We start from the raw sequence: 13,642 nt of genomic DNA on the forward strand, positions 1-13,642 counted from the left end.
GGCACCCGCCGCCGGGGTGCCCGGGGCGAGCCCCCGGGGCGCCCCTCAGGAGTCGAAGCCGAGCCCGAGGGCGTCCATCGTCCGCAGCCACGGCCCGCGCCGCCCGCCCCGGCGGTCGGCGCGGGCCAGGGCGCGCCGGGTGAGCTGGATGCCGGCCCACGCCAGCGGCTCGGGCGGGAACGGCACCGGCTTGCGGCGGACCATGCCGAGGCGGGTGCGCTCGGTGGGCTCCCCCGCGAGCAGGTCGAGCACCACCTGCGCGCCGAAGCGGGTCGCTCCGACGCCCAGCCCGGTGTAGCCCGCGGAGTAGGCGACCCGCCCGCCCGCGGCGGTGCCGAAGAAGGCGCTGAAGCGCGAGCACGTGTCGATCGCCCCGCCCCAGCGGTGGGTGAAGCGCACGTCCTCCAGCTGCGGGAACGTCTCCCGGAAGTGCCGCGCCAGCGTGGCGTAGGTGCGGTGGTCGTGGTCGTGGTCCGCGGAGACCCGCCCGCCGAAGCGGTAGACCGCGTCCCACCCGCCCCACAGCACCCGGTCGTCCGGCGTCAGCCGGTAGTAGTGGAACTGGTTGCCCGCGTCGGCCAGGCCCTGCCGGTGGTGCCAGCCCAGCGCCGCGCGCTGCTGCGGGGCCAGCGGCTCGGTCGCGAGCACGTAGTCGTACACCGGCACGGTGAACGGGCGGGCCCGGCGCAGCAGCGACGGGAAGGCGTTGGTGCCCAGCGCCACGCGCTCCGCCCGCAACGTCCCGTACGGAGTCCGCAGCAGCGTCCCGTCGAGGGCGGTCACGGGGGTCCGCTCGTGCAGGCGCACCCCGCGCTCGAGGCACGCCCGGCGCAGCCCCCAGGCCAGCCGGGCGGGGTCGACGAGCGCGGCGCCGCGGCGGTCCCACAGCCCGGCGAGGTACGTGGGCGAGTCCACCTCGGCCCGCACGGCGTCGCGGTCGAGCAGCACGACGTCGGGGTCGTCGAGCGCGGCCGCGTCCTCGCGCAGCCCCTGCTCCTGCCACGGCGCGACGGCGACGTCGAGCTGGCCGGTGCGCTCCCACCCGCAGTCGATGCCCAGCCGGCGCACGTCCGCCTCGAGGCCGTCGAGGTTCTCCCGGCCGAGCCGGGCGAGCAGCGGGTACTCCTCGCCGAAGCGCTCGACGCCGTTGCGGTAGCCGTGGGTCAGGCTGTCGGCGACGAAGCCGCCGTTGCGCCCGGACGCCGCCCACGCCACCTCGTGCCCCTCGAGCAGGACGACGTCGCGGGCCGGGTCGCGCTCCTTGGCGAGCAGGGCGGTCCAGAGCCCGGAGAAGCCGCCGCCGACGACGGCGAGGTCGCAGCGGGCGTCGCCCACGAGGGCCGGCGCGGGGTCCGGCCGGTCGGGGCGGTCCAGCCAGAGGACGGCGGGCTCGGCGTCGGCGAGGGCGCGCAGGGGGTCCACCCGCCGCATCCTGCCGCGCCGCCGCGCCCCGCGGGCGGGGTCAGCGCACGTGCGAGGGCACGAAGGGCGGCTTGACGACGCGGAAGCGCGAGGTGCGGCCCCGCACGTCGACCGCCACCTCGTCGTCGAGGCCCACCGCGGCGTCGAGCAGGGCCAGCCCGATGCCCTGCTTGAGCGTCGGCGAGAAGGTGCCGCTCGTGACGGAGCCGACCTCGGCGCCGTCGCGGGTGACGGCCATGCCCGGGCGCGGGATGCCCCGGTCGAGGGCGGCCAGGCCGCGCAGCCGGCGCCCCGGGCCGGCCGCGCGCTCGGCGAGCAGCACCTCGCGGCCCCAGAAGGCGGGCTTGTCCCAGCCCACGGCCCAGGAGGCGCCGGCCTGCACGGGCGTGGTGCCCAGGGTCAGGTCCTGCCCGTGCAGCGGGTAGCCCATCTCGGTGCGCAGCGTGTCGCGGGCGCCGAGCCCGCACGGGCGCACCCCCTCGACCGAGGCCAGCACCGCGTCCCACAGCGCCGCGGCGGCCTCGACCGGGGTGACGAGCTCGTACCCGCGCTCGCCGGTGTAGCCCGTGCGGCAGACGGTGACGGCGGCGCCGCTCCACCCCGCGTCCTGGAACGACATGTAGCCGTGCCCGTGCGGCAGCCCGAGCGCGGTCAGCACCTCGTCCGCGCGCGGGCCCTGCACCGCGAGGACCGCGAAGTCGCGGTGCCGGTCGACGACGTCGACGCCGGCGGGGGCCGCAGCGCGCAGCCGCGCGAGCAGGCCCGCGGTGTTGGCCGCGTTCGGCACGAGGAAGACCTCCTCGTCCGAGCGGACGTACGCGATGAGGTCGTCGACGACCCCGCCGGACGCGTCGTCGCAGGCGAGGGTGTACTGCGCCCGGCCGGCCGGGACCCCGCCCAGCGCGCCGGTGAGGCAGCGGTCCAGGAACGCGACGGCCCCCGGGCCGCGGACGTCGGCCTTGCCGAGGTGGCTCACGTCGAAGACGCCGACGCCCTCGCGCACCGCGGTGTGCTCCTCGACGACGCCCGCGTACTGGATCGGCATCTCCCAGCCGCCGAAGTCGCCGGTGCGGGCGCCGAGCGCGACGTGCCGGTCGTGCAGGGGCGAGCGCAGCAGGTCCGTCACCGGGTCCGTCACGACCCGGACGCTAGCATCGCCCACCGTGACCAGCCTGACGCTCACCAGCTCCTCCGCCGCGGGCCTGCGGGTCGACGCCGTCGTCGTCGGCGTCGCCGAGGGACCGCGCGGGCCCGTGCTCGCGCCGGGCTCGGCCGACGTCGAGGGCGCCTTCCCCGGCGGCCTCGCCAAGGTCCTGCCCGCGCTCGGCGCCACCGGCGCCGCCGGCGAGGTGGTGCGCACCGCGTCGCTGGGCGCGCTGCGGGCCCCGGTGCTCGTCGCCGTCGGCCTCGGGGCGGCGCCGGGCCGCGGGGGGTCGTACGACCCCGAGGCCCTGCGCCGCGCGGCCGGCGCCGCGGTCCGCGAGCTGGCCGGCACCGCGCGCGTCGGGCTGGCGCTGCCCGCCGAGGACGCCGGCGCCGTCGCGGCCGTCGCCGAGGGCGCGCTCCTGGGGGGCTACGCCTACCTGCGCTACCGCACGGCCTCGCTCGAGCGGCACAAGCCGCCGGTGGAGGCGGTCACCCTCGTCACGCCCGTCGCCCGCGAGCGCGCCGCGCGCCAGGCGGTCGAGCGGGCCACCGCGCTCGCCGCGGCCGTGCACCTGTGCCGCGACCTCGTCAACGCCCCGCCGTCCGACCTGCCGCCGGCGGCCCTGGCCGCCGAGGCGCAGCGCGTGGCCGAGGGCCGCGCCCTCGAGGTCACCGTCCTCGACGAGCGCGCGCTCAAGCGGGGGAGGTACGGCGGCATCCTCGGCGTCGGGCAGGGCTCGGCCAACCCGCCGCGGCTGGTGCGCCTCGCCTACCGGCACCCCGAGGCGCAGGTCCACCTCGCGATCGTCGGCAAGGGCATCACCTTCGACTCCGGCGGCCTGTCGCTCAAGCCGCCGCAGTCGATGGAGTGGATGAAGTCCGACATGGGCGGCGCCGCGGCCGTGCTCGCCACGATGGCGGCCGTCGCGGACCTCGGCCCCGCCGTCGACGTCACCGGCTGGATGCCGATCGCCGAGAACATGCCGTCGGGCACCGCCCAGCGCCCCTCCGACGTGCTGACCATGCGCGGCGGCACGACCGTCGAGGTGCTGAACACCGACGCCGAGGGTCGCCTCGTGCTCGCCGACGCCATCGTGGACGCCAGCAGCGAGTCCCCCGACCTCATCGTCGACGCCGCGACGCTCACCGGCGCGCAGCTCGTCGCCCTCGGCAGCCGTACCGCGGCGATCATGAGCAACCGCGACGGCCTGCGCGAGGCGCTGCACGGCGTCGCGACCCGCGCCGGCGAGGCCATGTGGCCGATGCCGCTGCCGCCGGAGCTGCGCCGGTCCATGGACTCGCAGGTCGCCGACATCGCCAACATGGGCGACCGGTACGGCGGCATGCTCGTCGCGGGGCTCTTCCTGCAGGAGTTCGTCGGCGAGGGCATCCCCTGGGCGCACCTCGACATCGCGGGCCCTGCCTGGAACGACGGCGAGCCGTTCGGCTACACGCCGAAGGGCGGCACCGGCGCGGCGGTGCGCACGCTCGTCGCGCTCGCCGAGGACCTCGCGAGCGGGGCCGTCGCGGTCTGACGGCTGAGCAGCGCGGGCCGCGGCCCGCGCGCACTTGAGCACGGTCTACTCACGACCGGGGTGCGCCCCCGGTGGTCCAGTGGGTGCTGCCGGCGGGACACGCCGCCGGCGGCAGCCCCAGGACCGAAGGACCGAGCATGGCCACCCGCACCACCCGTCACCCGACCCTCGACCGACCCCGCTCTCCCGCGCTGCGCCGCGCCGCCCTCGCCGGCTGCGCCGCCGCCGCCCTCGGCGCCCTGCCGGCCCTGCCCGGCGCGCAGGCCGTGCCCGGGCTCGGCGCCGCGGCCGCGCAGGCGGCCGTACCGGGGCGGACGGTCGCCACGGCGGCGAGCGCGTACGACTCCTCCGCCGTCAAGCAGCTGAGCGTCACCTGCCCCGCCGGCACGAAGGTCATCGGCGTCGGCGCCTCGCACACCGGCCCGGCCGGGCGGGTCGTGCTCGACGAGGTGAAGCCCACGCCCAGCCTGCAGATGGCGGGGGTCGTGGCGGCCGAGGTCGGCCCCGGCACGGGCGCGGCCTGGAACGTCTACCTCACCGCGCAGTGCGCCGCGCCCCTGCCGGGGCAGGTGCTCGTCGTGCGGGAGTCGACGCTCACGTCGGCCGCGACGCGCTCGGTGACGGCCTCCTGCCCCAGCGGCACCAAGCTCGTCGGCGGCGGCGGCCAGGTGAACGGCACCGCCGGGGTCGCCGGCCTCGACGAGGTCACGCCGCTGCCCCAGCTGGCCGGGGTCGTGGCGGTCGCCGCCGAGCCGCCGACCGGGTCGGCGGAGAGCTGGTACGCCGGCGCGTACGCGATCTGCGCCGCGCCGCTGCCGGGGCAGGCGCTCGTCACGAGCTCCTCGCCGGTGTCCTCGAGCACCTCGAAGGAGCGCACCGCCACCTGCCCGGCGGGCACCGTCGTCCTCAGCGCCTCCGCGCAGGTCGACGGCCCCGCGGGTGAGGTCGTCCTCGCCGGCTTCCGCCCGCTCAGCAGCGGGACGAAGGCCCGCGGCTGGGCCGCGGAGACCTGGGCCGGCACCCCCGACGGCTGGTCGCTCACGACCCGTGCCGTCTGCGCCGCGCCGTGAGGCACGGCGCGCCGCCCGCGAGCACCACCCGGCGCTCCCGCGCCCCCCACCACCTCGTCCACGACACCGACAGGAGCACGACCGTGCGCACCCGCACCTCGACCACCCGCACCCCCGGCGACCTCCGCAGCCGGACCCGCACCACCCGGGCCGTGACCCTCGTGGCGGCCCTCGCCCTGCCCGTCGCGGCGCTCGCGGCCGGACCGGCCGGCGCCGGCACGCCGACCTGCGCCGGCAAGAAGGCGACGATCGTCGGCACGGCCGGCTACGACGACCTCGTCGGCACGAGCGGCAAGGACGTCATCGTGGCCCTCGGCGGCGCCGACTACGTCGACGGCCGCGGCGGGGACGACACCATCTGCGCCGGCGGCGGCAGCGACCTGGTCCGCGGCGGGGGCGGCAACGACCGCGTCCTCGGCGAGGGCGACGGCGACTACCTCTACGGCGGCACCGGCCGCGACGTCCTGCAGGGCGGCAGCGGCGCGGACGAGCTCTACCTCTACGACGACAGCACCGGCGGCGACGCCGGGACCGACCGCGGCGAGGGCGGCGACGGCGCCGACCGGGTCTACGGCCTCGACGGGGCCGGCGGCGACACCGTCCTCGGCGGCGGGGGCGCGGACGCCTGCACGAGCGACGCGGGCGACACCCGCTCGGGCTGCGAGTCCTGAGCGGCTGCACCCGCGGGTCCAGCGGCCCGAGCAGCACCGGCGGCGCCAGCGGCCCGCGGGCCCGGCGGCGACGACCGCGGGGCCCGCGGGCCGAGCGCGTGCGCGAGGTCCTCGCGCCGGGTGACGCCCAGCTTGACGAACGCGCGCTGCAGGTGGTTCTCGACCGTGCGCCGCGACAGGACGAGCCGGGCGGCGATGTCCGCGTTGGCCAGCCCGCGCGCGGCGAGGCGCGCCACCTCGAGCTCGCGCGCGGTGAGGGCGGGGCCCGCCGGCGCCGGCGCCTGCAGGCCCGGGGTGCCCGCACCCCGGCAGCGGGCGAGCAGCTCCTGCCCCAGGCGGGCGAGCGCGGACGCGCGCCGACCCTCCCCGCGGCCCGCGAGGTGCCGCAGCCCGGCCAGCGCCGCCTCCGCGCCCTCCAGGGGCGCCTCGGCCGCGGCGAACGCCTCGGCCGCGCCCGCCCAGGCGCGCGGCTCGTCGCCGCCGAGGGCGGCGGCGTGCAGGGCGCAGGCCGCCGCGAACGCCCCCTCGACGCGGCCCGCGAGGTCGCGCACCCGCGCGGCGGCGGCGGGCTCGCCGAGGCGCAGCAGGTCGTGGCGCAGGACGAGCTCGGGGGCGTCCTGCCCCAGGCCCGCGGCCAGCGACGCCGCGCCCTCGAGGAGGTCCCGCGCCCGCGACGCCTCCCCGGCCGCGGCGCACGCCCAGGCCAGCCCCCGCTGCACGAGGTCGGGCTCGTAGAGCCCCGCTGGCGGACCGGTGAGGGCGGCGACCTCCCGCGCGGCGGTCGCGGCCGCCTCGGCGTCGCCGGCGGTGCCGAGCGCCAGCGCCACGCCGCCGAGGCACCAGCGCAGCGCCACCTCGTCGTTGAGCCCGCGGTAGGCGGCGGCCGCAGCCCGGAACCGGGCCAGCGCCGCGTCCGCGTCGCCGCGGGCGAGCTCGGCCCGCCCGGCGATGAGCGCCGACGTGCCGACGCCCTCCGGGTCGCCGGCGGCGAGGAAGGCCGCCTCGGTGCGCCCGAGGAGGTCGAGGGCGGCCCCGGGGCGGCCGGCGTACACGAGCGCCGACGCCTGGGGGAACAGGAACACCTCCGGCACCGGCAGGACGCGACGGCCCTCGCCGGCCCGCCGGGCCGCCTCGGCCCGCTCGAGGCACTCCGCGGCGCGCCCGAGGCTGGCCAGCGCCGTCGTCGCGGCGTACGCGGCGCGCATCCCGGCGCGGTCCGGCGCCGGCGCGCCCTCCGGCCCGCCCTCGCCCGGCCGCGCCTGCCCGCCGACCTCGTCGGCCTCCTCGAGCGCCGCGCCGAGGCGCCCGGCGAGCAGGTGCAGCAGGGCGCCGCGCGAGGCCGTGTCGCGCCGCCGGTCGGGGTCGACGAGCCGCCCCGCCGCGTCGTGCAGGACCTGCCACGCCTCCTCGTCGCGGCGCAGGAGGTTGAGGACGTGCGCGCGCGTGTCCGCGACGGAGGCGACCTCCTCGTCCGTGCGCGCCGCCGGCGCCAGCCCGGCCAGCAGGTCGGCGGCCTCCTCGGGCCGTCCGGTGTAGAAGAGCACCTCAGCGAGGACGACGCCGGCCGCCACGTGCGGCCCGGCGCCGAGGGCGGCGCGGGCCAGGCGCTCGGCCAGGCCCAGGTCGAAGCGGCGGCGCGCCTCCTCGGCCGCCTCGGCCAGCGCCCCCGGCGCCGGCGGGCGGTCGCCCTCCAGCTGCCACGACGCCGCGCGCAGGCGGTCCTCCCGGCGCCGGGCGCGGGTGCGCGCGAGGGCGTCGGCGAGCTCGCCGTGCCGGCGCCGGCGCCGCAGCAGCGGCAGGGCGCCGGCGACCGCCTCGGCGTAGAGCGGGTGGCCCAGCGCCACGGTGGTGCGCCGCCCGTCGAGGGCGACCTCGACGAGGCCGCGCTCCTCGAGGTCGTCGAGGGCCGCGACGGGCACGAGCCCCTCGAGGAGGCCGAGCCCCAGCGGGCCGCCGACGGCGAGCAGCTCGACGGCGTGGGCTTGCTCGGGCGTCAGCGCGCCGAGCCGGGCGCGGACGACCTCGGTGAGCCGCCGGCCGGGGCGCAGGCCGGGGCGCAGCGCCCAGGCGCCGGAGCCGCGCTCGAGCCGGCCCGCCTCGAGCTCCTCGCGCACGAGCTCGCGCAGCAGGAGCGGGTTGCCGCGCGAGAGCTGCCAGAGGCGGCGCACCGCCGCGGGCAGCACCGGCGGCCCCAGGGCCGCCTCCAGGACCTCGCGCACGGCGTCCTCGCCGAGCGCGCCGACCTCCACCCGCAGCGCCCCCGCGTCCTTGTCGAGGGCCGCGACGGCGTCGGGTGCCCGCTCACCGGACCGCACGGTGACCACGAGCCGCAGGGCGCGGGCGAGCACGAGCTGCAGGACCAGGGTCGCGGACCCGGCGTCGAGCGCGTGGGCGTCGTCGACGAGGAGCAGGACCGGGCGCCCGCCGGCGCGGGCGTCGAAGGCCGCGCGGGTGCGCTGCAGCAGGGCGAGCACGTCCGCGTCGGCCTCCGCCGGCGGCAGCAGGCCGGCGAGCGCGCCGAACGGGATGCCCGACGCGGCCCGCGTCGCGACGGCGCGCAGGACCGCGTACCCGTCGGCCTCCAGGCCGGCCGCCACCTCCCGGGCCAGGCGGGTCTTGCCCGCGCCCGCCTCGCCGGTCAGCACGACGGCCGCGCCGTCGCCGCGCAGGGCCGCCTCGCAGCGGCGGCGCTCCGCGTCGCGGCCGAGGAGGGGCCAGTCCCCCGTGGCGGGTCCCACGGCCGCGAGCATGGCACCGCCGGCGCCCGCCGTCAGCGGGTCGGCCGCAGCCGGGCTCAGCCCTCGCGCGCCCGCCGCTGCTCCGCGGCCACCCGCGCGTTCCACTCCCGCATGCGCCGCGGGTAGCCCACCACGGCCGCGTCGTAGCTCGGGATGCCGAGCTCGTGCGCCAGGTCGTGCGCCGCGCGCGCGTCGGGGCAGCGGCGGCGGGTCCACTCGCCCGTGGACGCGACGAGCACCACGGTGGTCGCGGTGACGGTGGTCGGGGGCTCGACGAAGGCCTCGACGCCGGTGCGGGCCCGCGCCCACTCCACGAGGTGCGCGCGGTCGCCCGACCCCGCCGAGCGGGTCGTCCCCGGCGCCTGGCGCCGGCCCCGCCGCACCCGGTCGAACAGCCCCACGACGAACCTCCGCGCCCGCGCACCGCCCGCGCCGGCCGCGGGTCGCCTGGGTGCTCCTGGGCGGCACCGTAGGCGAGGACGGGCGCCGCCGCGGCCGATCGCGCCGGGACGGCGCGCCCCGGGTCCCCGCGCCACCCGTACGGGTGCGAGGATGACGGGCGGCACGGCGCTGCCACCGCAGCGGCCGTGAGGAACGACTGCGGAGGAGCCTCACGTGGCGGACGTGTACGACGTCGTCATCCTCGGCGGCGGCAGCGGCGGGTACGCCTGCGCCCTGCGGGCCGCCCAGCTCGGCCTGTCGGTCGCGCTCGTCGAGAAGGACAAGCTCGGCGGCACGTGCCTGCACCGGGGCTGCATCCCGACCAAGGCGCTGCTGCACGCCGGCGAGGTCGCGGACTCGGCCCGCGAGAGCGAGCAGTTCGGCGTGCGCGCCTCGTTCGAGTCCATCGACATGGCCGGCGTCAACAAGTACAAGGACGGGGTCGTCGCGCGCCTCTACAAGGGCCTGCAGGGCCTGGTGAAGAGCCGCAGCATCACCTACGTCGAGGGCACCGGCCGGCTCGTCGCCAAGGACGCGGTCGAGGTCGACGGGCAGCGCCTGCAGGGCCGGCACGTCGTCCTGGCGACCGGCTCCTCCTCGCGCACCCTGCCCGGGCTCGAGCTGGACGGCGAGCGCGTGATCGCCAGCGAGCACGCCCTGCAGCTCGGCGACGTGCCGCGCTCGGTCGTCGTGCTCGGCGGCGGCGTCATCGGCGTGGAGTTCGCCAGCGCGTGGCGCTCCTTCGGCGTCGACGTCACGATCGTCGAGGCCCTGCCGCGGCTCGTGCCCTCCGAGGACGAGGCCTGCTCCAAGGCGCTCGAGCGCGCCTTCCGCAAGCGCGGCATCAAGTTCAGCACCGGCGTGCGGTTCTCCGGCGTGGAGCGCACCGCCGACGGGGTGAAGGTGTCCCTCGAGGACGGCAAGGCGTTCGAGGCCGACCTCATGCTCGTCGCGGTCGGGCGCGGGCCCAACGCCAGCGGCATGGGGTACGAGGAGGTCGGCGTCGGCATGGACCGCGGCTTCGTCCTCACCGACGAGCGGCTGCGCACGAACGTCGAGGGCGTCTTCGCCGTCGGCGACATCGTGCCGGGCCTGCAGCTCGCGCACCGCGGCTTCCAGCAGGGCATCTTCGTCGCCGAGGAGATCGCCGGGCTCTCCCCCGCGGTCATCGACGAGCGCGGCATCCCGCGGGTGACCTACTGCGACCCGGAGATCGCCTCCATCGGCCTCACCGAGGCGCAGGCCAAGGCGGCCTACGGCGACGACGGCGTCGAGTCGCTGCAGTACGACCTCGGCGGCAACGGCCGCAGCCAGATCCTCAAGACCACCGGCTTCGTCAAGCTCGTGCGGCAGAAGGACGGCCCGGTCGTGGGCGTGCACATGGTCGGCTCGCGCATGGGCGAGCAGGTCGGCGAGGCCCAGCTCATCTACAACTGGGAGGCCTTCCCCGCGGAGGTCGCGCAGCTCGTCCACGCCCACCCGACGCAGAACGAGGCGCTGGGCGAGGCGCACCTCGCCCTCGCCGGCAAGCCGCTCCACGCCCACGGCTGAGCGCGCGCCGCACCCCAGCACGCCGCCAGACCCGGCCCACGGTCGAAGCAGACAGGAGAGCACATGTCGTTCTCGGTAACCATGCCTGCGCTCGGGGAGAGCGTCTCCGAGGGCACGGTCACCCGCTGGCTCAAGAAGGAGGGTGACCAGGTCGAGGTCGACGAGCCGCTGCTCGAGGTCTCCACCGACAAGGTCGACACCGAGATCCCCTCGCCCGCGGCGGGCGTGCTGCAGCGCATCGTCGTCGGCGAGGACGAGACCGTCGACGTGGGCGCCGAGCTCGCGGTCATCGGCGACGCGGCCGGGGGCGGCGGCGGGCAGCCCGCCGAGGCGTCGGCGGCGGCGACGCAGGCCGACGCCCCCCAGCAGGACGCCGACCCCGCGCCCGCGCAGGCCTCGTACGAGCCGCCCGCGCCCCGGCAGGAGCAGGCCCAGCCGGAGCAGCAGGCGCCCGCGGGCGGGTCGCAGGGCGGCGGCGCCCCGCAGGGCGTGCCGGTGACGATGCCGGCGCTCGGCGAGAGCGTCTCCGAGGGCACCGTGACCCGCTGGCTCAAGCAGGTCGGCGAGACCGTCGAGGTCGACGAGCCCCTGCTGGAGGTCTCGACCGACAAGGTCGACACGGAGATCCCCTCCCCCGTCGCCGGCACCGTGCTCGCGATCAGCGTGGGCGAGGACGAGACGGTCCCGGTGGGCGCCGAGCTCGCCGTGGTCGGGGACCCGTCGGCGCAGGGCGGCGCCCCTGCGCAGCAGGCCCCCCAGCAGGAGCAGCGCGAGCAGCCCCAGGTCGTCGCCGCGGCCCCGCAGCAGCAGGCCCCGCAGCAGCAGGCCCCCCAGCAGCAGGCCCCCCAGCAGCAGCCCCAGCAGGTCCCCCCGGTCACCGAGGAGCCGCAGCCGACGGTCCCGGCGGCCACGCCGGCGCAGGCGAGCACGCAGCCGACCGGGGAGTACGCCCCGGCGGAGTCGCGCGAGGGGCAGGGCGGCGGCGCGCAGGCCCCGACGGGCACCGGCGCGGTGGCGGGCACCCCCGCCCCGGAGGGGGTCTCCCCCTACGTCACCCCGCTGGTGCGCAAGCTGGCGGCGGAGCACGGCGTCGACCTGGCGTCGGTGCAGGGCACCGGGGTCGGCGGGCGCATCCGCAAGCAGGACGTCCTCGAGGCGGCCGAGAAGGCGAAGGCGCCGGCCCCGGCCGCTCCCGCCGCGGCGCAGCAGGCGGCCCCCGCCGCGCCCGCCGCGCCCGCCACGGCCGGCGGCTCCCAGGCGGCGCCCGCCGCGCCGGCGGTGTCGCCGCTGCGCGGCACCAGCGAGAAGATGTCGCGCCTGCGCAAGGTCATCGCCACGCGCATGGTCGAGTCGCTGCAGGTCTCGGCGCAGCTCACCAGCGTCGTCGAGGTCGACCTCACCCGCGTCGCGCAGCTGCGCGCCCGGGCCAAGCGCGACTTCGAGGCGCGCGAGGGCGTCAAGCTGTCGTACCTGCCGTTCCTGGCCAAGGCCGCGGTGGAGGCCCTCAAGGCCCACCCCAAGGTCAACGCCAGCATCGAGGGCGACACGATCGTCTACCACGGCCAGGAGAACCTCGCGGTCGCGGTGGACACCGAGCGGGGCCTGCTCGTCCCGGTCGTCAAGGACGCCGGCGACCTCAACATCGGCGGCCTCGCCCGCAAGATCGCGGACCTCGCGGCCCGCACGCGGGACAACAAGATCACGCCGGACGAGATGAGCGGCGGCACGTTCACGCTGACCAACACGGGCAGCCGGGGCGCGCTCTTCGACACCCCGATCATCAACCAGCCGCAGGTGGCGATCCTCGGCACCGGCGCGCTCGTCAAGCGCCCGGTCGTGATCGACCACCCGGAGCTGGGTGAGACGATCGCCGTGCGGCACATGATGTACCTCGCGCTGTCGTACGACCACCGGCTCGTCGACGGCGCCGACGCGGCGCGCTTCCTCACGACGATGAAGCAGCGCCTCGAGGCGGGGGCGTTCGAGGCCGACCTCGGCCTCTGACCCCCGCACCACCGTCCCCGTCCCCGGCCGGGGTGCGCCCCGCGCGCACCCCGGCCAGGATGGGCCGGTGCCCGCACCCCCGCGGGCCGTCCCGGAGGTCGGTCCGCACCGCGTCCCCGGGGTCGTCGTGGACGTCCTGGAGGTCGCCGCGTGAAGGTCGCCGTCACCGGGGCGTCGGGCCTCATCGGCTCCGCGCTCGTGCGCTCGCTGCGCGCCGACGGGCACGAGGTGCTGCGGCTGGTCCGCCGCGCGCCGGGCGCCGCGGACGAGGTGCGCTGGGACCCCGAGCGCTCCGAGGTCGACCTCGCACCGCTGGCCGGGCTCGACGGGCTCGTGCACCTCGCCGGCGCGGGCGTCGGCGACCACCGGTGGACGGCGTCGTACAAGCGCACCATCCGCTCGAGCCGCGTGGACGGCACCTGGGTGGTCGCCGAGGCCCTCGCACGGCTCGACCCCCTCCCCCGCGTCATGGTGTCCGGCTCGGCCATCGGCTGGTACGGCGACACCGGCGACCGCGCGGTCGCCGAGGGCGAGCCCGCGGGGGACGACTTCCTCGCCCAGGTGTGCGTGGACTGGGAGGCCGCGACGAAGCCCGCCGAGGCCGCGGGCATCCGGGTGGTCCACGCGCGCACCGGCCTCGTCCTGGACCGCAGCGGCGGCGCGCTGGCCCGCATGCTCCCCCTCTTCCGGCTGGGGCTCGGCGGGCGCCTCGGCTCCGGGCGGCAGTACTGGAGCTGGATCACGCTCGAGGACGAGGTGCGCGCCCTGCGGGCCCTCCTCGAGGACGACCGGCTCTCCGGGCCGGTGAACCTCACCGCGCCGGCGCCGGCCACCAACGCCGAGGTCACCCGGGCCCTGGGGCGCGTCGTGCACCGCCCGGCCGTGCTGCCGGTGCCCGCGCTCGCGCTGCGCGTGGCGCTCGGCGAGTTCAGCGGCGACGTGCTCGGCAGCCAGCGGGTGATGCCCCGCGCGCTCGAGGGCGCGGGCTTCGCCTGGCGCCACCCCAACCTCGAGGACGGGCTGCGCGCGGCGGTCACGCCCGTTCCGTCCGGGCGATGAGCCGG

General features: G+C 78.4%; 10 protein-coding genes. 6 read left to right on the forward strand and 4 right to left on the reverse strand.

Translation table 11 applies throughout. From position 1 onward, the window contains the following. Positions 1–45: 45 nt before the first annotated feature. Together D5H78_RS06655 and gcvT are read right to left on the reverse strand one after the other, a co-directional pair. Positions 46–1,431, reverse strand: coding sequence for an NAD(P)/FAD-dependent oxidoreductase (locus D5H78_RS06655; protein WP_119949637.1), 1,386 nt, complete (start codon positions 1,429–1,431; stop codon positions 46–48). Positions 1,432–1,462: 31 nt separating this feature from the next. Further along, the gene (gcvT, locus tag D5H78_RS06660; RefSeq protein WP_218566318.1) at positions 1,463–2,560 is read right to left on the reverse strand and encodes a glycine cleavage system aminomethyltransferase GcvT; all 1,098 of its coding nucleotides are present in this window, start codon (positions 2,558–2,560) and stop codon (positions 1,463–1,465) included. 25 nt (positions 2,561–2,585) lie between these two features. On the opposite strand from gcvT, the gene D5H78_RS06665 reads away from it, so the two are divergent. The 3 genes from D5H78_RS06665 (at position 2,586) to D5H78_RS06675 (ending at position 5,844) form a co-directional block, all read left to right on the forward strand. Then, entirely contained in the window at positions 2,586–4,103 is a 1,518-nt protein-coding gene (locus D5H78_RS06665) for a leucyl aminopeptidase (protein ID WP_119949638.1), read from the forward strand. 137 nt (positions 4,104–4,240) lie between these two features. Further along, entirely contained in the window at positions 4,241–5,173 is a 933-nt protein-coding gene (locus D5H78_RS06670) for a hypothetical protein (RefSeq protein WP_119949639.1), read from the forward strand. A gap of 83 nt (positions 5,174–5,256) precedes the next feature. Then, positions 5,257–5,844 carry a calcium-binding protein gene (locus D5H78_RS06675; protein WP_133412011.1) on the forward strand — a complete coding sequence of 196 codons (588 nt, stop codon included), beginning with the start codon at positions 5,257–5,259 and terminating at the stop codon, positions 5,842–5,844. On the opposite strand, the gene D5H78_RS06680 is transcribed toward D5H78_RS06675, so the two are convergent. Both D5H78_RS06680 and D5H78_RS06685 read right to left on the reverse strand, forming a co-directional pair. After that, positions 5,742–8,582 (reverse strand): LuxR C-terminal-related transcriptional regulator, encoded by a 2,841-nt coding sequence (locus D5H78_RS06680; protein WP_165865629.1) that lies wholly within the window; start codon positions 8,580–8,582, stop codon positions 5,742–5,744. The two genes, D5H78_RS06675 and D5H78_RS06680, sit on opposite strands and share 103 nt — an antisense overlap. Positions 8,583–8,638: 56 nt before the next feature. Further along, the gene (locus tag D5H78_RS06685) at positions 8,639–8,983 is read right to left on the reverse strand and encodes an oxidoreductase (RefSeq protein WP_119949642.1); all 345 of its coding nucleotides are present in this window, start codon (positions 8,981–8,983) and stop codon (positions 8,639–8,641) included. A 214-nt stretch (positions 8,984–9,197) separates the two neighbouring features. On the opposite strand from D5H78_RS06685, the gene lpdA reads away from it, so the two are divergent. The 3 genes from lpdA to D5H78_RS06700 all read left to right on the forward strand — a co-directional run bounded on the left by lpdA (position 9,198) and on the right by D5H78_RS06700 (position 13,637). Further along, positions 9,198–10,574 (forward strand): dihydrolipoyl dehydrogenase, encoded by a 1,377-nt coding sequence (lpdA, locus tag D5H78_RS06690; protein WP_119949643.1) that lies wholly within the window; start codon positions 9,198–9,200, stop codon positions 10,572–10,574. A gap of 63 nt (positions 10,575–10,637) precedes the next feature. Continuing rightward, a complete protein-coding gene (gene sucB / locus D5H78_RS06695) occupies positions 10,638–12,578 on the forward strand; it encodes a 2-oxoglutarate dehydrogenase, E2 component, dihydrolipoamide succinyltransferase (RefSeq protein ID WP_119949644.1) in 1,941 nt (646 codons plus the stop codon). A gap of 150 nt (positions 12,579–12,728) precedes the next feature. Next, complete coding sequence (locus tag D5H78_RS06700; RefSeq protein WP_119949645.1) at positions 12,729–13,637, forward strand: TIGR01777 family oxidoreductase; 909 nt, start codon at positions 12,729–12,731, stop codon at positions 13,635–13,637. The last annotated feature ends 5 nt before the right edge of the window (positions 13,638–13,642 follow it).

It is taken from the genome of Vallicoccus soli, assembly GCF_003594885.1.
GTDB classification, from domain to species: domain Bacteria; phylum Actinomycetota; class Actinomycetes; order Motilibacterales; family Motilibacteraceae; genus Vallicoccus; species Vallicoccus soli.

Coding starts and splice junctions, on each gene's coding strand:
- D5H78_RS06655 (WP_119949637.1), bottom strand. CDS start 1,431: ATGCGGCGGGTGGACCCCCTGCGCGCCCTCGCCGACGCCGAGCCCGCC.
- D5H78_RS06670 (WP_119949639.1), top strand. CDS start 4,241: ATGGCCACCCGCACCACCCGTCACCCGACCCTCGACCGACCCCGCTCT.
- sucB (WP_119949644.1), top strand. CDS start 10,638: ATGTCGTTCTCGGTAACCATGCCTGCGCTCGGGGAGAGCGTCTCCGAG.